The 19,545-nt window shown below is 67.2% G+C and carries 22 protein-coding genes; 15 read left to right on the top strand and 7 right to left on the bottom strand.

Going from position 1 to position 19,545, the window contains the following annotated elements:
• Window positions 1-46 precede the first annotated feature (46 nt).
• The 3 genes from PTT45_RS06045 to argH are packed head-to-tail and all read right to left on the bottom strand — an operon-like array spanning window position 47 to window position 2,211.
• On the bottom strand, window positions 47-526 hold the full coding sequence (locus PTT45_RS06045) for a GNAT family N-acetyltransferase (protein WP_273812098.1): 480 nt from the start codon (window positions 524-526) through the stop codon (window positions 47-49).
• 20 nt (window positions 527-546) lie between these two features.
• A complete protein-coding gene (locus PTT45_RS06040) occupies window positions 547-789 on the bottom strand; it encodes a hypothetical protein (RefSeq protein ID WP_273812097.1) in 243 nt (80 codons plus the stop codon).
• A gap of 27 nt (window positions 790-816) precedes the next feature.
• Entirely contained in the window at window positions 817-2,211 is a 1,395-nt protein-coding gene (argH, locus tag PTT45_RS06035; protein WP_273812095.1) for an argininosuccinate lyase, read from the bottom strand.
• Window positions 2,212-2,421: 210 nt separating this feature from the next.
• Here argH and PTT45_RS06030 point away from each other — a divergent pair, with 210 nt between their 5' ends.
• The 8 genes from PTT45_RS06030 to rsd all read left to right on the top strand — a co-directional run bounded on the left by PTT45_RS06030 (window position 2,422) and on the right by rsd (window position 9,689).
• Window positions 2,422-3,504: a sensor histidine kinase gene (locus PTT45_RS06030; protein ID WP_273812093.1), complete on the top strand. Its 1,083-nt coding sequence runs from the start codon at window positions 2,422-2,424 to the stop codon at window positions 3,502-3,504.
• Window positions 3,501-4,250, top strand: coding sequence for a LytR/AlgR family response regulator transcription factor (locus tag PTT45_RS06025; RefSeq protein WP_273812092.1), 750 nt, complete (start codon window positions 3,501-3,503; stop codon window positions 4,248-4,250). Before PTT45_RS06030 ends, PTT45_RS06025 begins: the two co-directional genes overlap by 4 nt.
• A 93-nt stretch (window positions 4,251-4,343) precedes the next feature.
• Window positions 4,344-5,264: a hydroxymethylbilane synthase gene (hemC, locus tag PTT45_RS06020; protein ID WP_273812091.1), complete on the top strand. Its 921-nt coding sequence runs from the start codon at window positions 4,344-4,346 to the stop codon at window positions 5,262-5,264.
• The gene (locus PTT45_RS06015) at window positions 5,261-6,049 is read left to right on the top strand and encodes a uroporphyrinogen-III synthase (protein WP_273812090.1); all 789 of its coding nucleotides are present in this window, start codon (window positions 5,261-5,263) and stop codon (window positions 6,047-6,049) included. The genes hemC and PTT45_RS06015 overlap by 4 nt, the downstream gene beginning before the upstream one ends.
• 10 nt (window positions 6,050-6,059) lie before the next feature.
• Window positions 6,060-7,199, top strand: coding sequence for a uroporphyrinogen-III C-methyltransferase (locus PTT45_RS06010; protein WP_273812089.1), 1,140 nt, complete (start codon window positions 6,060-6,062; stop codon window positions 7,197-7,199).
• Window positions 7,196-8,428, top strand: coding sequence for a heme biosynthesis HemY N-terminal domain-containing protein (locus PTT45_RS06005; protein WP_273812088.1), 1,233 nt, complete (start codon window positions 7,196-7,198; stop codon window positions 8,426-8,428). Before PTT45_RS06010 ends, PTT45_RS06005 begins: the two co-directional genes overlap by 4 nt.
• Before the next feature lie 121 nt (window positions 8,429-8,549).
• A complete protein-coding gene (locus tag PTT45_RS06000; RefSeq protein ID WP_273812087.1) occupies window positions 8,550-9,041 on the top strand; it encodes a disulfide bond formation protein B in 492 nt (163 codons plus the stop codon).
• A gap of 174 nt (window positions 9,042-9,215) precedes the next feature.
• The gene (gene rsd, locus PTT45_RS05995; RefSeq protein WP_273812086.1) at window positions 9,216-9,689 is read left to right on the top strand and encodes a sigma D regulator; all 474 of its coding nucleotides are present in this window, start codon (window positions 9,216-9,218) and stop codon (window positions 9,687-9,689) included.
• Between the two features lie 53 nt (window positions 9,690-9,742).
• On the opposite strand, the gene PTT45_RS05990 is transcribed toward rsd, so the two are convergent.
• Entirely contained in the window at window positions 9,743-10,381 is a 639-nt protein-coding gene (locus tag PTT45_RS05990) for an FKBP-type peptidyl-prolyl cis-trans isomerase (protein WP_273812085.1), read from the bottom strand.
• 116 nt (window positions 10,382-10,497) lie between these two features.
• Here PTT45_RS05990 and PTT45_RS05985 point away from each other — a divergent pair, with 116 nt between their 5' ends.
• On the top strand, window positions 10,498-11,670 hold the full coding sequence (locus tag PTT45_RS05985; protein ID WP_273812084.1) for an AlgP family protein: 1,173 nt from the start codon (window positions 10,498-10,500) through the stop codon (window positions 11,668-11,670).
• Here the strand turns inward: PTT45_RS05985 and PTT45_RS05980 are convergent.
• Complete coding sequence (locus PTT45_RS05980) at window positions 11,667-12,110, bottom strand: TIGR02444 family protein (RefSeq protein WP_273812083.1); 444 nt, start codon at window positions 12,108-12,110, stop codon at window positions 11,667-11,669. The two genes, PTT45_RS05985 and PTT45_RS05980, sit on opposite strands and share 4 nt — an antisense overlap.
• 50 nt (window positions 12,111-12,160) lie before the next feature.
• On the opposite strand from PTT45_RS05980, the gene PTT45_RS05975 reads away from it, so the two are divergent.
• From PTT45_RS05975 to PTT45_RS05960, 4 genes are all read left to right on the top strand, one after another.
• A complete protein-coding gene (locus PTT45_RS05975; RefSeq protein ID WP_273812082.1) occupies window positions 12,161-14,071 on the top strand; it encodes an ATP-binding cassette domain-containing protein in 1,911 nt (636 codons plus the stop codon).
• Window positions 14,071-14,610, top strand: coding sequence for a mechanosensitive ion channel domain-containing protein (locus PTT45_RS05970; protein WP_273812080.1), 540 nt, complete (start codon window positions 14,071-14,073; stop codon window positions 14,608-14,610). Before PTT45_RS05975 ends, PTT45_RS05970 begins: the two co-directional genes overlap by 1 nt.
• Before the next feature lie 75 nt (window positions 14,611-14,685).
• Window positions 14,686-15,318, top strand: coding sequence for a homoserine/homoserine lactone efflux protein (gene rhtB / locus PTT45_RS05965; RefSeq protein WP_043307971.1), 633 nt, complete (start codon window positions 14,686-14,688; stop codon window positions 15,316-15,318).
• A gap of 2 nt (window positions 15,319-15,320) precedes the next feature.
• Window positions 15,321-15,770: a YaiI/YqxD family protein gene (locus PTT45_RS05960; RefSeq protein ID WP_273812078.1), complete on the top strand. Its 450-nt coding sequence runs from the start codon at window positions 15,321-15,323 to the stop codon at window positions 15,768-15,770.
• 3 nt (window positions 15,771-15,773) lie between these two features.
• Here PTT45_RS05960 and PTT45_RS05955 read toward each other — a convergent pair whose 3' ends face one another.
• Together PTT45_RS05955 and elbB are read right to left on the bottom strand one after the other, a co-directional pair.
• Window positions 15,774-16,244, bottom strand: a complete 471-nt coding sequence (locus PTT45_RS05955) for a thioesterase family protein (RefSeq protein ID WP_273812077.1) — start codon at window positions 16,242-16,244, stop codon at window positions 15,774-15,776.
• A gap of 100 nt (window positions 16,245-16,344) precedes the next feature.
• Window positions 16,345-17,010, bottom strand: a complete 666-nt coding sequence (gene elbB / locus PTT45_RS05950) for an isoprenoid biosynthesis glyoxalase ElbB (protein WP_273812076.1) — start codon at window positions 17,008-17,010, stop codon at window positions 16,345-16,347.
• A gap of 169 nt (window positions 17,011-17,179) precedes the next feature.
• On the opposite strand from elbB, the gene PTT45_RS05945 reads away from it, so the two are divergent.
• Complete coding sequence (locus tag PTT45_RS05945; protein WP_273812075.1) at window positions 17,180-18,409, top strand: sterol desaturase family protein; 1,230 nt, start codon at window positions 17,180-17,182, stop codon at window positions 18,407-18,409.
• A gap of 115 nt (window positions 18,410-18,524) precedes the next feature.
• Window positions 18,525-19,538: a porphobilinogen synthase gene (gene hemB, locus PTT45_RS05940; protein WP_273812074.1), complete on the top strand. Its 1,014-nt coding sequence runs from the start codon at window positions 18,525-18,527 to the stop codon at window positions 19,536-19,538.
• The last annotated feature ends 7 nt before the right edge of the window (window positions 19,539-19,545 follow it).

Below are 19,545 nucleotides of genomic sequence, written 5' to 3'. Positions count from 1 at the left end.
CGGTGTTGCCCCAAGCACCGGGTGTCGGACGGTCATTCCGCGGGGCTCAACCGGCGGCGAAGTCGATAAGCGCCTGGCCGGTCAGGCGGTAGGTGGTCCATTCATCCTGCGGGCGGGCGCCGAAGGATTGGTAGAAGTCGATGGCGGGCGTGTTCCAGTCCAGCACCGACCATTCGAAGCGGCCGCAGCCGCGTTGCACGGCGATACGCGCCAGGTGTTGCAGCAGCGCCTTGCCGGCGCCACAGCCACGGGCCTCGGGGCTGACGTAGAGGTCTTCCAGGTACAGGCCGTGCTTGCCCAGCCAGGTGGAGTAGTTGAAGAAGTACACGGCGTAGCCGATCGGCACGCCGTTCTGCTCGCAGATCAGCGCGTGGCTGCTGCTATCGGCGCCGAACAGGCTGTCGCGCAGGCCGGCGGCGTCGGTTTTCACCTCGTGCTCGGCCTTCTCGTAGATGGCCAGGTCGATGATGAAGCGCAGGATCAGTTCGGCGTCGCCGGCGGTGGCGGGGCGGATATGCAGGGACATGGCAATACTCGTTGAGGGGGTCAGCCGTGGATGAAGACCAGGATCGCCAGCGGCAGGCCGACCACGCAAAAAAAGCCGAAGGCGCTGACCCAGCTGCTGCGCGGGCCGCTCGGATCGGCCACGCGTAGCGGCAGGCGCGGGTAGCGGCCCAGGGTCAGCAAGCGCAGCACCAGCCAGCCGGCACCGTAGAAGAAATAGCTGACGACTATCTCTAGGAGCATCTCGGCAACGAAGAGCAGGCCGCGCAGCAACGGTTCGAGCATGGGAAATCCTTTTCCCTGGTTGGACGATCAGCGCGTCGCCAGCAGTTCCTTGCCGCGGGCCACGGCGGCGCGGACCTGGTTCGGCGCGGTGCCGCCGATATGGTCACGGGCGCCGACCGAGCCTTCCAGGGTCAGCACGGCGAACACGTCGTCGGTGATCTGCTCGCTGAACTGGCGCAGCTCGTCGAGGCTCATCTCGGCCAGGTCCTTGCCGCTGTCCACGCCGTACTTCACCGCGTGGCCGACGATCTCGTGGCAGTCGCGGAACGGCAGGCCCTTGCGCACCAGGTAGTCGGCCAGGTCGGTGGCGGTGGAGAAGCCGCGGCGGGCCGCCTCGCGCATGATCTCGCGCTTGGGCTTGATCGCCGGAACCATGTCGGCGAAGGCGCGCAGGCTGTCGCGCAGGGTGTCGGCGGCGTCGAACAGCGGTTCCTTGTCTTCCTGGTTGTCCTTGTTGTAGGCCAACGGCTGGCCCTTCATCAGGGTCAGCAGGCCGGTCAGGGCGCCGAACACGCGGCCGGTCTTGCCGCGTACCAGCTCCGGCACGTCCGGGTTCTTCTTCTGCGGCATGATCGAGGAGCCGGTGCAGAAGCGGTCGGGCAGGTCGATGAACTGGAACTGCGCCGAGGTCCACAGCACCAGCTCTTCGGAGAAGCGCGACAGGTGCATCATCGCCAGCGAGGCGGCAGCGCAGAATTCGATGGCGAAGTCGCGATCGGACACGCCGTCCAGCGAGTTGCCGCCGACCTGGTCGAAGCCCAGCAGCTCGGCGGTGATCTCGCGGGCGATCGGGTAGGTGGTGCCGGCCAGCGCGGCCGAACCCAGCGGCATGCGGTTGACCCGCTTGCGGCAGTCGACCAGGCGCTCGTAGTCGCGCGACAGCATCTCGAACCAGGCCAAGAGGTGATGGCCGAAGGTCACAGGCTGGGCGGTCTGCAGGTGGGTGAAGCCGGGCATGATGGTGTCGGCTTCGGCCTCGGCCAGGCCGAGCAGGCCCTGCTGCAGGCGGGTGACTTCGGCGAGGATCAGATCGATCTCGTCGCGCAGCCACAGGCGGATATCGGTGGCCACCTGGTCGTTGCGGCTACGGCCGGTGTGCAGTTTCTTGCCGGTGACGCCGATGCGGTCGGTCAGGCGTGCTTCGATGTTCATGTGCACGTCTTCCAGGTCGACGCGCCAGTCGAAGTTGCCGGCTTCGATCTCGGCCTGGATTTCCTTCAGCCCGGCGGCGATGGCATCGCGCTCGTCCGCGGTCAGCACGCCGACCTTGGCCAGCATGGTCGCGTGGGCGATGGAGCCCATGATGTCGTGGCGATACAGGCGCTTGTCGAAATCGACGGAGGCGGTGAAGCGGGCGACGAAGGCGTCGACTGGCTCGCTGAAGCGGCCGCCCCAGGACTGGTTGGTTTTTTCGCTGCTCATGGCTGGACTCGTGGCAGGGCAGGTGCGGCGGGCACCTGCGGAACGGACAAAGTGTGCCGATAATAACAGCCTTGCCGGGAAAACCGAGGCTGCGCCGATCTGCCGGGTGCGTCACAGTTTTCGCCAGCCGGTGGCATTTGGGTGCCCGTTTTGGCCCGGCCGAACCGCTCTGGCTTGCCGCCCGGGGGCGCACACAAGGAAACTGCGCGGATGAAAATCCACTGGTTCAACAAGGGCCGCGTGCTGGCCCAGGGCGACGACTTCTTCATTCCGGAACTGTGCGAGCCCGAGGCCCTGCTCAGCCTGGTGCTGCTGGCCGAGCTGCTGGTGCTGGTGCTGGTATTGGCCGAGCCGATGCTGCCGGGCTTCAACTGGGTGCGCCTGGCGCTGACCTCGCTGTTCGTGCAGTGGATCGTGCTGCTCTCGGCGGCGCTGCTGTGCCGCCTGCGCCCGCTGTTGGCGCGGCTGCGCTCCGCCCTGGCCGGCACCCTGTGCTGCGCCCTGGTGATAGGCCTGACCCTGGCCTGCACGGCGGTGGCCGATTACTACGAGCTGGGCGGGCCGCTTCCACGTAGCGGCGAGGTCAACCTGTACCTGCGTCACTCGCTGATCGCACTGATCATGTCGGCCCTGCTGCTGCGTTATTTCTACCTGCAGAGCCAGTGGCGCCGGCAGCAGCAGGCCGAGCTCAAGGCGCGCATCGAGTCGCTGCAGGCGCGTATCCGCCCGCATTTCCTGTTCAACAGCCTGAACAGCATCGCCAGCCTGGTGGCCATCGACCCCTACAAGGCCGAGCAGGCGGTGCTCGACCTCTCCGACCTGTTCCGCGCCAGCCTGGCCAAGCCCGGCACCCTGGTGCCCTGGGCCGATGAGCTGGAGTTGGCCAAGCGATATCTGTCGATCGAGCACTATCGGCTCGGCGAGCGTCTACAGTTGGATTGGCAGGTGGAAAACGTGCCGACGGATTTACCGATCCCTCAGCTGACTCTGCAGCCGCTGCTGGAGAATGCCCTGATCTATGGCATCCAGCCGCGCATTGAGGGCGGCCTGGTGCGGATCGAGGCGGACTATCAGGACGGGGTGTTCCAGCTCTGCGTGAGCAACCCCTACCAGGAGAGCGCCGAACAGCAACCGTCGCGTGGTACCCACCAGGCCCTGGTGAATATCGACGCGCGTCTGGCGGCACTTTTTGGCCCAGGCGCGAGTCTCAGCGTGGACCGCCGTGACGGACGCCACTTCACCTGTCTACGCTATCCTTGTTCGAGACTCATGCAGGAAGCCCGAGCAATATGAATGTGCTGATCGTCGATGACGAACCCCTTGCCCGCGAGCGCCTGGCCCGTATGGTCGGCGAACTCGAGGGTTATCGTGTCCTCGAGCCCTCGGCCAGCAACGGCGAAGAGGCGCTGGCGCTGATCGACAGCCTCCGCCCCGACGTTGTCCTGCTGGACATCCGCATGCCTGGCCTCGATGGCCTGCAGGTAGCGGCCAGACTGTGCGAGCGCGAGGCGCCGCCGGCGGTGATCTTCTGCACCGCCCATGACGAGTTCGCCCTGGAGGCCTTCGACGTCAGCGCCGTCGGCTACCTGGTCAAACCGGTGCGCCCCGAGGCTCTGGCTGCTGCGCTGAAGAAGGCCGAACGGCCTAATCGCGTGCAACTCGCCGCCCTCACTCGGCCCGCCATGCCGGGCAATGGTGCCGGCCCGCGTAGCCACATCAGCGCGCGTACCCGCAAGGGCATCGAGTTGATTCCGCTGGAGCAGGTGATCTTCTTCATCGCCGACCACAAGTACGTGACTTTGCGTCACGAAGGTGGCGAGGTGCTGCTCGACGAGCCGTTGAAGGCGCTGGAGGATGAGTTCGGTGAGCGCTTCGTGCGTATCCACCGCAACGCCCTGGTCGCCCGCGAGCGCATCGAGCGCCTGCAGCGCACGCCGCTGGGGCACTTCCAGCTCTACCTCAAAGGCCTGGGGCCGGATGCGCTGACCGTCAGCCGCCGTCACGTGGCCGGTGTGCGCAAGCTGATGCACAGCCTGTGATGCCGGCGCGGTGCAGCCTGCGGCGATAGTGCCTGCGGGCTTGCGCCGACCATCCTGTTATCATCCGCGGCAGTCCGCTTCCTGGAATTGCCCATGTCCCGCGAAATCCGCATCGCCACCCGTAAGAGCGCCCTGGCCCTGTGGCAGGCCGAGTACGTCAAAGCCCGCCTGGAAGAAGCCCATCCAGGGCTGACAGTCAGCCTGGTGCCCATGGTCAGCCGTGGCGACAAGCTGCTCGACGCCCCCCTGGCGAAAATCGGTGGCAAGGGCCTGTTCGTCAAGGAGCTGGAGACAGCGCTGCTGGAGAACGAGGCCGACATCGCCGTGCATTCGATGAAGGATGTGCCGATGGACTTCCCCGAGGGGCTTGGCCTGTTCTGCATCTGCGAGCGTGAAGACCCGCGCGACGCCTTCGTCTCCAACACCTATGCGAGCCTCGATGCCCTGCCGGCCGGCAGCGTCGTCGGCACCTCCAGCCTGCGCCGCCAGGCCCAGCTGCTGGCGCGTCGCCCGGACCTGAAAATCCAGTTCCTGCGCGGCAACGTCAACACTCGCCTGGCCAAGCTGGATGCCGGCGAGTACGACGCCATCATCCTCGCCGCCGCCGGCCTGATCCGCCTCGGCTTCGAAGAACGCATCCGCTCCTCGATCAGTGTCGAGGACAGCCTGCCGGCCGGCGGCCAGGGTGCGGTAGGCATCGAGTGCCGCACTGCCGATGCCGAGATCCACGCTCTGCTGGCGCCGCTGCACCATGGCGAAACCGCCGTGCGCGTCACCGCCGAGCGTGCGCTGAACAAGCGCCTCAACGGCGGCTGCCAGGTGCCGATTGCCTGCTATGCCCTGCTCGAAGGCGAACAGCTGTGGCTGCGTGGCCTGGTCGGCCAGCCCGATGGCGGCGTGCTGCTGCGTGCCGAGAGCCGTGGCAGCGATGCCGAAGCACTCGGCGTGCAGGTGGCCGAGCAGCTGCTGGCCCAGGGCGCCGAGGCCATCCTCAAGGCGGTATACGGCGAGTGACGGGCTGGCGCCTGCTACTGACCCGCCCGGCCGCCGAGTGCGAGGCGCTGGCCGCCACGCTGGCCGAGGCCGGTGTGTTCAGCAGCAGCCTGCCCCTGCTGGAGACCGAGGCGCTGGCCGAGACGCCCGCGCAGCGCGCCATCATCCTCGCTCTGCAGCACTACTGTGCGGTGATAGTGGTGAGCAAGCCGGCGGCGCGCCTGGGCCTCGATCTGCTCGCCCGCCATTGCGCACAGGTGCCGGCCGGGCCGCGTTGGTTCAGCGTCGGCGCCGCCACCGCACAGATTCTCGACCAGTACCTGCAGCCGCAGGGCTTGCAGGCCAGCTGCCCGAGCACGGGTGATGACAGCGAGGCCCTGCTGGCCCTGCCCGAGCTCGACCAGGCGCTGCGGATGGCGAATCCGCGGGTGCTGATCATGCGCGGCGAAGGCGGTCGCGAACTGATCGCCGACACCCTGCGCCAGCGTGGCGCGACGGTGGACTATCTGGAACTCTATCGGCGTGTGCGCCCTCAATACCCTGCCGGTGCGCTGCAACGGTTGGTCGAGGCGCAGCGTATCAACGCCCTGCTGGTGAGCAGCGCCCAGGGCCTGGACAACCTCCGCCAGCTGGCCGCCGATGCCTGGGCAGAGCTGGCTCGACTACCCTTGCTGGTGCCCAGCCCGCGGGTGGCCGAACTGGCTCGCGCGGCCGGCGCCCGGCAGGTGATCGATTGTCGCGGCGCCAGCGCTGCGGCTGTTCTGGCGGCCTTGCGCGCCCATCCGGCGCCGGCCTCTGATGCATAAGGAAGGACTCGTGAGCGAAACCACCCCGCAGATCAGCGAACAGACTCCGCAACTCGCCGCCGACCAGCCGCCGCAGGCAGTCGCGCCCAAGGCCAAGGGTCGTGGCCCGGCCTGGCTGGCCCTGCTGGTAGGCCTGGCCGCCCTCGGCGCTGGTGGCTGGAGTGCCTGGCAGTTGCACCAACAGCAGGGCCAGGCGGCGCAGCAGCTGGCGCAGTTCCAGCAGGCCGGCGAAGCCGCCCAGGCGCGGCTCAAGGCCAGCGAGGACCATGTGGCCAAGCGCCTGGCCGGCCTGCCCACGGCGGACGAGCTGGCCACCCAGCGCGATCTGTTGGTGAGCCTGCAGGGCGAGCAGCAGCGCCTGGCCCAGAGCCTCTCCGGCCTGCTCGGCAAGAGCCGCGAGGACTGGCGTCTGGCCGAGGCCGAGCACCTGCTGCGCCTGGCCATGCTGCGCCTGACCGCGCTGCAGGACGTGTACAGCGCCATTGCCCTGGTGCAGGGCGCCGACGACATCCTGCGCGCGCAGAATGATCCACAGGCTTTCGCCGCTCGCGGTGAGCTGATCAAGGTGCTGGAGGCACTGCGCGGCATGCCGCAGATCGATCGCAGTGGCCTGTTCCTGCAATTGGCTGCACTGCGCGGCCAGGTCGCCCAGCTGCAGATGCTGGCGCCCGAATACATCCTGCCGGCCGAAGTGCCGAGCACGGTCAGCGCCAGCGACAGCAGCCGCTGGGAGGCGCTGTGGCAGGAGCTGTCGCGCTATGTGCGCATCGATCTGCATGCCGATCAGGACGTGCGTCCGCAACTGGCCGGGCAGAGCCTGGCGCAGGTGCGCCTGACCCTGGCGCTGGCGCTGGAGCAGGCCCAGTGGGGCGCGCTGAATGGCCAGCAGGAGGTCTATCGCCAGGCACTGGCCTCTGCCAGCGAGGTGCTCGACAGCTACTTCGATCGCGACAACCAGGCGGTGCAGGCCCTGCAGAAACGTGTTGGCGAGCTGGCCGGGCAGTCCGTGGCCACCCAGCTGCCGAAGCTGGATGATGCACTCAATACCCTGCAGGCCTACCTCAAGCGCCGCGAGGCTGCCGAGCTGCTGCCCGAGGCCGAATCCGCTGTCGAGCCTGCGGTCGAGGCGATCGAGGAGGACGGCCAATGATGCGCGCCGTCCTACTCCTGATCCTGGTGGCAGCCGGCGCCACCGTGCTGGGCCTGGCCGTCGCCGAGCACAGCGGCTACGTGCTGATCGCCTGGAAGGGCCTGCGCTACGAATCCAGCCTGTGGGTGTTCCTGCTGATCATCGTGGCGGCCTGGCTGCTGTTCATCGGCCTGCGCTGGCTGCTGCGTCTGCTGTTTGTCTCCGGTGGGCTGCTCAATCCCTGGTCGCGGCGCCAGCGTGGTCGGCGCCAGCAGCTGGCTGCCGAGAAGGGTCTGCTGGACCTGATCGAGGGGCGCTGGGAGCGCGCCGAGCGGCATCTCAGCTTGGCCGCGGAAGGCGAGCGCCAACCGCTGATGTATTACCTGGGCGCCGCCCGTGCCGCCTACAAGCTGGGGCGCGTGGAGCAGGGCGAGGCGCTGCTGGAGAAAGCCCTGCAGCGCCAACCCCAGGCCGAGCTGGCCGTAGCCCTGGCGCATGCCGAGTTGCAGCGCGAGCACGGTGACCTGGCGGGTGCGCAGGAGACCCTGCAGGCCATGCACGAGCGCCATCCCCGCCATCATCTGGTGCTCGACCAGCTGCAGCGCACTCTGGTCGCACGGGGCGACTGGACGGCGCTGCTCGAGTTGCTGCCGGAGTTGCGCAAGGCCCGTGTGCTGGAGGGCGAGGCGCTGGCGGAGCTGGAGCGTCGGGTGTGGATTGCCCGCCTGCAGAGCACCGGCGAGCAGGGGCTGAACCAGGGCGAGCTGGCCCTGCAGCCGCTGACCAATGCCTGGCAGCAGCTGTCTTCGGCACATCGCCAGGATGTCGACCTACTGCTCGCCTACGCGGGGCAGCTGCGCGCCCTGGGCGCCCAGGAAGAGGCCGAGGAAGTGCTGCGCAAGGCGCTCAAGCAGGGCTACGACCTGCGCCTGATGCGTCTCTATGGCCAGCTGCGCGGGCGTGATCCGGCGCGCCAGTTGCAGACCGCCGAAGGCCTGCTCAAGGACCACCCACAGGACCCGCAGCTGCTGCTGGCGCTGGGTCGCCTGTGCCTGCAGAACGGCCTGTGGGGCAAGGCCCGCGAGTACTTCGAGATCAGTCTCGACTTCGCTCGCAGCGCCGAAACCTGCGCCGAACTGGCGCGCCTGCTGGCCAGCCAGGGGGAGGTGGAGGCGAGCAATCGCCTGCTGCTGCAACTGCTGGAAGTGCAGGGCCAGCAACTGCCGGCGCTGCCGCAACCTGGCCGCTAGCGGATCGTCGCCGGCCTGACGTGCGGCGCCCTGTCGCTGACGGGGCGCCTGCCGCCGCCTTGAAAGGCCGGCCGGCTTTCCTCTACCGTAGGCGCCTTTCTAGCCCCGCATCGGAGTTCCCATGGCGCTGGCCACCCCGCGTACCCTGTTCCTGCTTGCCTTCCTCGGCTGCCTGGCCCTGATGGGCGGCGCGCTGTATCTGGAACATGTGGTCGGCCTCAATCCCTGCCCGATGTGCATCGTCCAGCGCATCTTTGTCATCCTGTTCGGCCTGACCTGCCTGCTCGCCGCCATTCACGGGCCGGCCAGCACCGGCCGCCGTGTCTACGCGATTCTGGCCCTGCTGTTCGCTGTTGGCGGTGCGGGTACGGCGGCGCGCCAGGTCTGGCTGCAGAGCGTGCCGGCCGACCAGCTGGATGCCTGCCTGCCGAGCCTGGAGTTCATGATGGAGGCCCTGCCGCTGCAGGAAATCGTGCGCCTGGTATTCCATGGCACTGCCGATTGCGCCGAGGTGACCTGGACCCTGTTCGGCCTCAGCCTGCCGGAGTGGAGCCTGCTGGCCTTCGTCGGCATGATCCTGTTTTCCCTCTACCAGCTGCTGCGTCGCGGCTGAGCATTCGCGAGCGAGATGACTTGATGCTCGCGCCGAGTGGGCATACTCTGGCCCAACGCCTCGTCATTAATCCGCCGTTTTCGACGAGGTGTTTCCCGAGACTCCGCGAGCTGACAATAAAATGTCTCGGGGCTGGCGTATTCAGCATTCACCAGTAAGGGGAGTGACGACATCATGCTCGAGAGCTGCCAGAACGCCCAGGAACGCTGGGGTGGCGTACACCAACTGATCGACCGCTGGCTGCAGGAGCGTCATGAGCTGGTGAGTGCCTTTGGTGCCCTCTGCGATCAGCCGCAGGGCCCGGCCTTCGGTGAGGACGTGCAACGCTTCTGCGAGATCCTGCTGGACTACGTCTCGGCTGGTCATTTCGAGGTCTACGAACAGCTCACCGTTGAGGCCAAGGCCTTCGGTGACCAGCGCGGCCTGGAGCTGGCCAAGCAGATCTACCCGCGCATCGAAGCCATCACCGAGGTGGCGCTGGCCTTCAACGATCGCTGCGACAACGGCGACTGCCGCGATGCCGCCTCACTCAACGCTGAGCTCAAGCGCCTTGGCCAGCTGCTGCACGAGCGCTTCGAGCTGGAAGACTGCCTGATCGAAGTGCTGCACAACTCGCATCAACATGAAGTCAGCGTCGCGCCGCTCTAGCTATCCCGTCTTGTGAAAAAAGCCGCCTCGATGGGCGGCTTTTTTCATGGCGCTCAGTTGGCCACTTCCAGCAATTCCACTTCGAATACCAGCGGTGCATTGGGCGGGATCAGGTCGCCGGCGCCTTCCTTGCCGTAGGCCTGCTCGGCCGGAATCACCACACGCCAGCGTGCGCCGGTGGGCATGTTCAGCAGGGCCGTTTGCCAGCCGGGAATCAGCGCACGTAGGCGGAACCATTGCGGCCCCTCGCTCTGATCGAACAGGCTGCCGTCGGCCAGTTCGCCACGGTAGTTCACCTTCACCCGGCTGCTGGCCAACGGCTTGCGTCCGCTACCCGCACGCAGTTCGCGCACCAGCACGCCACCCTCGAGTTCGCGCACGCCGTACTGGGATTTTTCCTTAGCCAAGAAACGCCCCTCGGCCATGCGCGCATGCTCCTCGTGGCTCTGCGCTACGCGTTGCTCGTGGACTTCCAGCAGTGCCTCGATGCGCTCCGGCGGCAGGCGCAGAGCATCACCCTGGTAGGCCTGGCGCAGGCCCTGCAGCAGGGCATCCAGCGGCAGTCCCGGCACCTCTCCACGTAGCCTTTCGCCGAGCCGTGCACCCAGGCTATAGGCCAGGTCCTCGTCCTCGCTCGCCGCCGGCGCAAGAGCGGGAAACAGGCATAGCAACAACAACATCAGGCGCAGCATGGAAGAGTTCTCCGCAGAATTTGCCGGCGATTATGCCTGTTGCCTGCGCGGGTGCTAGCGACTGGCGAGTCAGGCGTCTAGTATGGGGAGCACCAACGTCCGTTAGGAGGCACGCCATGCCGACCAACAATAAGAAGTCCGTAAGCACCCCTTTGCATCTGCTCCAGCAACTCTCCCATAGCCTGCTCGAACATTTGGAAAAAGCCTGCTCGCAAGCTCTGGTCGACGCAGAAGACCTTCTGACCAAGCTGGAAAAGCAGCGCGTCAAAGCTCAGGAAAAACTGCACGACACGCGCAGCAAAGTGCAGGAAGCGGCGAAGGCCGGCAAAGCCAAGGCGCAAGACAAGGCCAAGGCCGCCGTTGCCGAGCTGGAAGAACTGCTGGCTGGCCTCAAGACCCGCCAGGCCGAGACCCGCAGCTACATCGTGCAACTCAAGCGTGATGCCCAGGAGAGCCTGAAGCTCGCCCAGGGTGTAGGCAAGGTTCGCGAAGCGGCCGTGAAGGCTCTCGACAGCCGTGCCGCCGCCAAGCCCGCTGCGAAGCCAGCGGCCAAACCGGCTGCGAAGAAAGTAGCGGCCAAGCCCGCCGCAAAAGCCGCCGCCAAGCCAGCCGCCAAGGCTGCTGCAAAACCGGCCGCCAAACCTGCCGTGAAAGCCGCAGCGAAACCTGCCAGCAAGGCCGCCGCCAAACCCGCGGCCAAGCCAGCAGCAAAACCGGCTGCCAAGCCTGCTGCGAAGAAAGCCGCCAGCACGGCCAAGCCCGCCGCGAAGCCAGCAGCCAAGCCGGCCGCTAAACCCGCTGTGAAGAGCGCCGCCAAACCTGCGGCCAAGCCTGCCGCGAAAGCAGCGGCAAAACCGGCAGCCAAGCCTGCGGCGAAACCTGCTGCTAAGCCGGCCGCCAAGGCCCCGGCCAAACCGGCTGCAGCCAAAGCCCCGGCTAAGGCCGCTGCCGCCAAGCCGGCCGCGAAGCCTGCGGCCAAACCGGCTGCCAAGGCTGCTGCGAAACCCGCGGCCAAGCCAGCGGCGGCGAAGCCTGCTGCCAAGCCTGCGGTAAAAGCCGCGGCGAAACCGGCAGCCAAACCGGCCGCAAAACCTGCTGCGAAACCCGCCGTGAAGAAGCCGGTTGCTGCCAAGCCGGCTGCCGCCAAACCCGCGGCGAAGCCGGTAGCCAAACCAGCGGCCAAGCCCGCCGCAGCGAAACCGGCTGCACCGGCCAGCGCGGCTGTGCCGACTCCGGCGCCAGCCGCCGCGCCGGCTACCGGTAACGGCAGCACCCCGCCAGGCGTTTAAGCCTGACGGGCCGCGGCGCGCAGCAGTTCGCGCGCGTCGCGGTCGCTGACCAGCTGTTCCAACCAGGCCACGGCACTGTCCGTGGCCTGCCATTTCTGGGTCACCCCTTCCAGTCGCCTGAGCAGCTCCTGCTCGGCCTCCAGCTCCAGCCTCTTGATCTGCTCGCGCAGCCGCGCCTGGGCAGAGTCGCGAGCGCTATCGGCCTTCCAGTTCTGCCGCAGCTCGCGCAGTGGTCGCACTACCTGGTGCTGCCAGGGCTCGGCAACGGCCCGTAGCTGGGTGAGACGCTCCGCGCTGCAGGAAAGCTGTCGCCGCTCCAGCCATAGGGCGCAGAGCAGCAGGCAGACATCGGCGCCGCCATCCTGCAGGCTCAGGCAGGTCCGCTCCACGCCGGGCTGGGCGTAGCAGGACAAGGCGAAACTCCACAGGTCAGTCGGCATGCGGCTCTCCGGGCGGGGAAGGGGGGAAGCTGGTAGACTCCGCGGCCATTATGATCCGACTCCAGAACCTCACTCTACAGCGTGGTCCGCAGCGCCTGCTCGAAGGCGCCGAACTGACCCTGCACGCCGGCCACAAAGCCGGCCTGATCGGTGCCAATGGCGCCGGTAAATCCAGCCTGTTCGCCCTGCTGCGTGGCGAGCTCGGCCCCGACGCCGGCGACTGCAACATGCCGCCGGACTGGCGCATCGCGCACATGCGCCAGGAGGTCGACGACCTCGAGCGCCTGGCTGTGGACTATGTGCTGGATGGCGACATCCACCTGCGCCAGGTGCAGCGCGACCTGGCTGCCGCCGAAGCGGCCCACGACGGCGCGGCGATCGCCCGCCTGCACAGCGAGCTGGATACCGCCGACGGCTACACCGCCGATGCGCGCGCGCGCAAACTGCTGGCCGGCCTCGGCTTCAGCAACGAGCAGATGGACCGCCGTGTCGGCGACTTCTCCGGTGGCTGGCGTATGCGCCTGAACCTGGCCCAGGCGCTGATGTGCCCGTCCGACCTGCTGCTGCTCGACGAACCGACCAACCACCTCGACCTCGATGCCATCCTCTGGCTGGAAGAGTGGCTGAAGAGCTACCCCGGCACCCTGCTGCTGATCTCCCACGACCGCGACTTCCTCGATGCGGTGGTCGACCATGTGGCGCACCTCGAACAGCAAAAGCTGACCCTCTACCGCGGCGGCTACTCGGCCTTCGAGCGCACCCGTGCCGAACGTCTGGCGCAGCAGCAGCAGGCCTACGAGAAGCAGCAGGCGCAGCGCGCGCACATGGAAAAGTACATCGCCCGGTTCAAGGCCCAGGCCACCAAGGCCCGTCAGGCGCAGAGCCGGATCAAGGCCCTGGAACGCCTGGAGGAACTGGCGCCGGCGCATGTCGACTCGCCGTTCGACTTCGTCTTCCGCGAGGCCGACAAAATCTCCAGCCCACTGTTTGATATGGCCGAGGCCCAACTCGGCTATGGCGACAAGGTGGTGCTGCAGCAGGTCAAGCTGCAGCTCGTGCCGGGTGCGCGCATCGGCCTGCTCGGCCCCAACGGCGCCGGTAAGTCGACCCTGATCAAGACTATCTCCAGCGAGCTGTCACCGCTGTCCGGGCGCCTGGCGCGCGGCGAGAACCTGTCGATCGGCTACTTCGCCCAGCACCAGCTCGACTCGCTGGATGCCAAGGCCAGTCCGCTGCTGCATCTGCAGCGCATCGCTCCGGGCGAGCGTGAGCAGACCCTGCGCGACTTCCTCGGTGGCTTCGACTTCCGTGGCGCCCGTTGCGACGAGGCGGTCGCGAACTTCTCCGGTGGCGAGAAGGCGCGCCTGGCCCTGGCACTCATCGCCTGGGGCAAGCCCAACCTGCTGCTGCTCGACGAACCGACCAACCACCTCGACCTGGAAATGCGCCTGGCGCTGACCATGGCCCTACAAGAGTTCGCCGGTGCGGTACTGGTGGTCTCTCACGATCGCCATCTGCTGAAGAGCACCACCGACGAATTCCTGCTGGTCGCCGATGGCCGCGTGCAGCCGTTCGACGGCGACCTCGAAGACTATGCGCGCTGGCTGGTCGACTTCCGTGCCCGGCAACTGCCGCAAAGCAGTGCTGCGCCAGCTGCCGACAAGACCGACAAGCGCGCCCAGCGCCAAGCCGCCGCGGCCCTGCGCCAGCAACTGGCCCCGCACAAGAAGCAGGCCGACAAGCTGGAGCAGGAACTGGGCAAGGTCCAGGGCAAGCTCGCTGGCGTCGAGGAAAAGCTCGGCGACAGCGGCGTCTACGAGGCCGCACGCAAAGACGAACTGCGTGAGCTGCTGGCCGAACAGGCGCGCCTGAAGGCGTCCGAGGCCGAGCTGGAGGAATCCTGGCTGCTGGCGCTGGAGACCCTGGAGGAGTTGCAGAGACAACTGGAGGAGGCCGACTGATGGAGGAGCTGCAACTGCTCGCCACCTGGCGCGAGCCGCTGACCGTTGCCGGTCAGGTGTTGCTGATTCTGCTGCTGGCCTGGATCGCCCAGCGCCTGGTCACCCGTGGCATCAGCCGCCTCGGCTCGCGCTACACGATGCTGCCGCAGGAAGTACTGCTGCCGCTGCGCGGCCTGCTGCGCTGGCTGATCATGGGCAGTGCGCTGATGCTGGTACTGGAGCGCCTGGGGGTTTCCGCCGAGGTGCTGTGGACCGCCCTGACCGGCTTCGCCGCTGTCGCCGCCGTGGCCTTCTTCGCCATCTGGAGCGTGCTCTCCAACATGTTCTGCGCCCTGCTGATCTTCAGCATGGGTCCGTTCCGCCTGGGCGATACGGTGGAAGTCATCGAGAGCGCCGACAAGCCGGGCGTGAAGGGCCGGGTGCTGTCGATCAACCTGTTCTACACCACCCTGCAGGACCTCAGCGAAGGCGGCGAGGGGGCCCTATTGCAGGTGCCCAACAGTCTGTTCTTCCAGAAGACCGTGCGCCGCTGGCGCTGACGGTACTGGTCGCTGGCGGGGCAGGGCGGTAGGCTGTGCCCTCTATTCTTCTTCTGTTTGTTTGAGGTATTCGCCATGGCTCTGGAAACCTGGCTCGCTTTCTTGGTCGCCTGCTGGGTGATCAGCCTGTCGCCGGGTGCCGGTGCCATCGCTTCCATGTCTAGCGGGCTGCAGTACGGCTTCGCCCGTGGCTACTGGAACGCCCTGGGCCTGCAGGTTGGCCTGGCCCTGCAGATCGCCGTGGTCGCCGCGGGTGTCGGCGCCATTCTTTCCGCCTCGGCCACCGCCTTCGCCGCGATCAAGTGGTTCGGTGTGGCCTATCTGGTCTGGCTCGCGGTCAAGCAGTGGCAAGCCCTACCCAGCGACATGGCCAGCGATTCGGCCGAGCGCCCCATCGGTCGTCCGCTGACCCTGGTGCTGCGTGGCTTCCTGGTCAACGCCAGCAACCCCAAGGCAATCGTCTTCATGCTCGCCGTGCTGCCGCAGTTCATCGATCCGCACCAGCCGCTGCTGGCGCAGTACCTGATCATGGGCACCACCATGATCATCGTCGACATGATCGTCATGGCCGGCTACACCGGGCTGGCGTCTCGCGTACTGCGCGCCCTGCGCACGCCGCGCCAGCAGCGCCTGATGAACCGCACCTTCGCCGGCCTGTTCGTCGGCGCCGCCGCGCTGCTCGCCACCGTACGCCGCGCCGCCGCCTGAGCATGCGTGTCTGGATCGACGCGGACGCCTGTCCGCGCCTAGCCCGCGACCAGGTAGTGAAGTTCGCCCTCAAGCGTGGTTTCGAGGTGGTGTTGGTGGCCGGTCAGGCCGTGGCGCGACCTAACTTCGCCTGCGTGAAGCTGGTGGTGGTGCCGAGTGGCCCGGATGCGGCGGACGATCACCTGGTCGAGCACGCGGTGCCCGGCGAACTGGTGATCTGCAGCGACATTCCGTTGGCCGACCGGCTGATCAAGAAGGGCGTCGCCGCCCTCGACCCGCGTGGCCGCGAGTTCGACGAGCGCAACATGGGCGACAAGCTGGCCACCCGCAATCTGTTCGCCGACCTGCGCGACCAAGGCCAGATGGGCGGCGGCCAGGCCGCCTACGCGGACAAGGACCGCCAGGCCTTCGCCAACGCCCTCGACCGCATCCTCACCCGCCTGAACAAGTAAGCCTCAGCCGCACAGATAGGTGCCGGTGCCCACGGCCACCAGGGTGCCGTCGTCGCTGTGCAGTTCACTGCGCACCACCGCGACCTTGTTGCCCGAGCGCAGCAGCACGGCGGTGGCGGTGAACAGCTCACCGCGGCCGGGACGCAGGTAGTCGACGCGCAGGTCGATGGTGCCCAGCTTGGACAGCCGCTGCATGCGCTCCTGCTGGCTCAGGTGCTGGTGCTTGTCGAAGGCGCCGATCAGAGCCATGGCGCCGCCGGTGACGTCGAGCAGCGAGGAGATCACCCCGCCGTGAAGAATGCCGTGGACGAAGTTGCCGATCAGCTCGGGCTTCATCGGCAGGCTCATCACCACCCGGTCGCCGCGCAGCTCGTCGATGCGGATGCCGAGCATCTGGTTGAACGGAATGCGCTGGAAGAAGGCTTCGACGCCCTGGCGCTGTTCCTCGGAAAGTTGGAAGACCGTGTCGTTCATGTGCGCTCCTGGCTCGACTGTGGCGCTCACGCTGCCGCAGGCGAGCCCGGCTGACCATAGGCGCGGCGGGGATGCCGCGCGGATTGGCCGGAACGCCCGGTCACTGCGGCTGGGCGAGCTCCAGCACGCGGTCGACCAGCTTGTTGATACCGGCGGCAGCCTGGGAGATGGACTCGGCCAGCATGTAGGCGGGGGTGCTCACCAGCTTGCGCTCGGTGTCTTCGACTATGTCTTCCACCACGCACTCGACGTGCTGCCCGCCCATGGCGGTGAGGCCGCCGACGGCCGGATCGTCTTCCGCGCCGAGGGTGCAGCTGACGCCTTCGCCGTAGATCTTCGCCGCCAGGGCCGGGGCGATGCAGATCAGGCCGACCGGCTTGCCGGCCTGGGCGAAGGACTGCGCGGCGGCCAGCACGTCGGGCTGCACGCTGCAGTTGGCGCCTTCCACGGCGAAGTTGGAGAGGTTCTTGGCCACGCCGAAGCCGCCGGGCAGGATCAGCGCGTCGTACTGCTCGGCGTTCAGCTCGCGCACGTCCATCACGTCGCCGCGGGCGATGCGCGCCGCCTCGGTGAGCACGTTGCGGCTCTCCGGCATTTCCTCGCCGGTGAGGTGGTTGATCACGTGCATCTGCGCGATGTTGGGCGCGAAGCACTGCACCTGAGCGCCGCGCTGGTCGAGGCGCAACAGGGTGATCACGCTCTCGTGGATTTCCGCGCCATCGTAGACGCCACAACCGGAAAGGATGACCGCGACTCGTTTTTGCATGCTGTTCTCCATGGCCAGCCAGATAACGATGCCTCAGTTTCGCCGATCGCCTGGGCGAGCGTCGAGCGACGGGGTGTCGCCAAATGCCACTCCACCTGGCATTTGCCGTCGCGAGTGGCCGCATGGGCAGGCATAGGATCAGCTTAGGTCAACCAGACGTTGTCGAGCCATGAACCTGATCCTTCTTGCCGTACCCTTCTTCTTCCTGCTGATCGCCGCCGAGCTGATCGCCGACCGCGTGCGCGGCGTCAGTACCTATCGCCTGGCGGATGCGCTGAACAGTCTCAGCGCCGGTGTGCTGTCACAGGCCAGTGGCCTGCTGAGCAAGGCCATCGCCGTGCTCGGCTATGCCTTCGCCTACGAGCACCTGCACCTGGTCGAGCTGCCCGATCAGCTCTGGGTCTGGGTGCTGGCCTTCGTCGCCTACGACTTCTGCTACTACTGGAGCCACCGCTTCGGCCACGAGCGTAATGTGTTCTGGGCCTCGCACGTGGTGCACCACCAGAGCGAGGACTACAACCTCTCCACCGCCCTGCGCCAGACCAGCACCGGCTTCCTGCTGAGCTGGATCTTCTACCTGCCAATGGCCCTGGCCGGGGTGCCGCCGATAGTGTTCGTCACGGTTGGCGCGCTCAACCTGCTCTATCAGTTCTGGGTGCACACCCGTCATGTGCCGAAGCTGGGCTGGTTCGAGTGGTTCTTCATCACCCCCTCCAACCACCGCGTGCATCACGCGCAGAACGCTATCTACATGGACCGTAACTACGGTGGCGTGTTCATCCTTTGGGATCGCCTGTTCGGCACCTTCCAGGAGGAGCTGGACGAGCATCCGGTGGTGTTCGGCGTGACCACTCCGCTGCGCAGCTGGAACCCGCTGTGGGCCAACCTGCAGTTCTACGTGCAGCTGTGGCGCGACGCCGTCCGCGCCGGCTCCTGGTGGGACAAGCTGCGCATCTGGTTCATGCCCACCGGCTGGCGCCCGGCCGACGTGGCCGAGCGTTTCCCGATGGACAAGCCGGACCTGGCTGCCTTCCGCAAGTTCGAGGTGCCGCTGGCGCGCGGGCAGAAGCTGTATGCCGCCCTGCAGTTCGCCACCTACGTGGTCGGCACCAGCGGGCTGCTGGCGGTGGCGACGCAGCAGAATCTCGGTGTGCTGGCCGGCGCCTGGTTGTGGATCGCCTTCGGCCTGTATTGCATCGGCGCCTGGCTGGAGAACCGCCCGTTCGCCCGCTCGCTGGAGGCGCTGCGCCTGCTGCTCAACCTGCCGGCGCTGGCCTGGGCCCAGCAGGTCGGCCTGCTACCGGGCGGTATGCTGCCCTGGCTGCTGGTGCTGGCCTGGGGGCTGGCCAGCCTGCTGTGGCTGTACTGGCCACGCCAGGAGCAAGTCCAGGCGGCCTGATTCCAGCACGGAACTGCGGCTGCCCGTCGCAGTCTGGGTGTGACAGTCATTATTTGGTCATAATGGCCGGGTACAACTGTCACACTCGCCCGCCGTGCGGGTTCTGGAGTCCGTCGTGAGCTTTACCCCCGCCAATCGCCTGTTCCCCGCCACCCGCCTGCGTCGCAACCGTCGTGACGATTTCTCCCGTCGCCTGGTTCGCGAGAACGTGCTGACCACCGACGACCTGATCCTGCCGGTGTTCGTCCTCGACGGCGACAACCGCCGCGAGTCGATTCCGTCCATGCCGGGCGTCGAGCGCCTGACCATCGACCTGCTGCTGCAGGAGGCCGAGCACTGGGTGGCGCTGGGCATCCCGGCGCTGGCGCTGTTCCCGGTGACCCCGCTGGAGAAGAAGTCGCTCGACGGCGCCGAGGCGTGGAACCCGGACGGCATCGCCCAGCGCGCCATCCGCGCCCTGCGCGCCAAGTTCCCCGAGCTGGGGGTGATCAGCGACGTGGCCCTGGACCCCTTCACCACCCACGGCCAGGACGGCATCCTCGACGAAGACGGTTACGTGATGAACGACGTGACCATCGACGCCCTGGTCAAGCAGGCGCTGTCGCATGCCGAGGCCGGTGCCCAGGTGGTGGCGCCGTCGGACATGATGGACGGACGCATCCAGGCGATCCGCGAGGCGCTGGAGCTGGCCGATCAGGTCAACGTGCGCATCATGGCCTACTCGGCCAAGTACGCCAGCGCCTACTACGGCCCGTTCCGCGATGCGGTCGGCTCGGCCGCCAACCTCGGCAAGGGGAGCAAGAACACCTATCAGATGGACCCGGCCAACGGCGACGAGGCCCTGCATGAAGTCGGTGCCGACCTGGCCGAAGGCGCCGACATGGTCATGGTCAAGCCGGGCATGCCCTACCTGGACATCGTCTGGCGCGTGAAGGACGCCTACAAGGTGCCGACCTTCGCCTACCAGGTCAGCGGCGAGTACGCCATGCACATGGCTGCCATCCAGAACGGCTGGTTGAGCGAGGCGGTGATCCTCGAATCGCTGACCGCCTTCAAACGCGCGGGTGCCGATGGCATCCTCACCTACTTCGCCGTGCGTGCGGCAGAACTCTTGAAAGCGGGGCGCTGAAGGCGCC

The sequence above is a fragment of the Pseudomonas sp. Gutcm_11s genome (genome assembly GCF_028649395.1).
Taxonomy (GTDB): Bacteria; Pseudomonadota; Gammaproteobacteria; order Pseudomonadales; family Pseudomonadaceae; genus Aquipseudomonas.
This window is presented reverse-complemented; position numbering and strand designations above follow the sequence as displayed.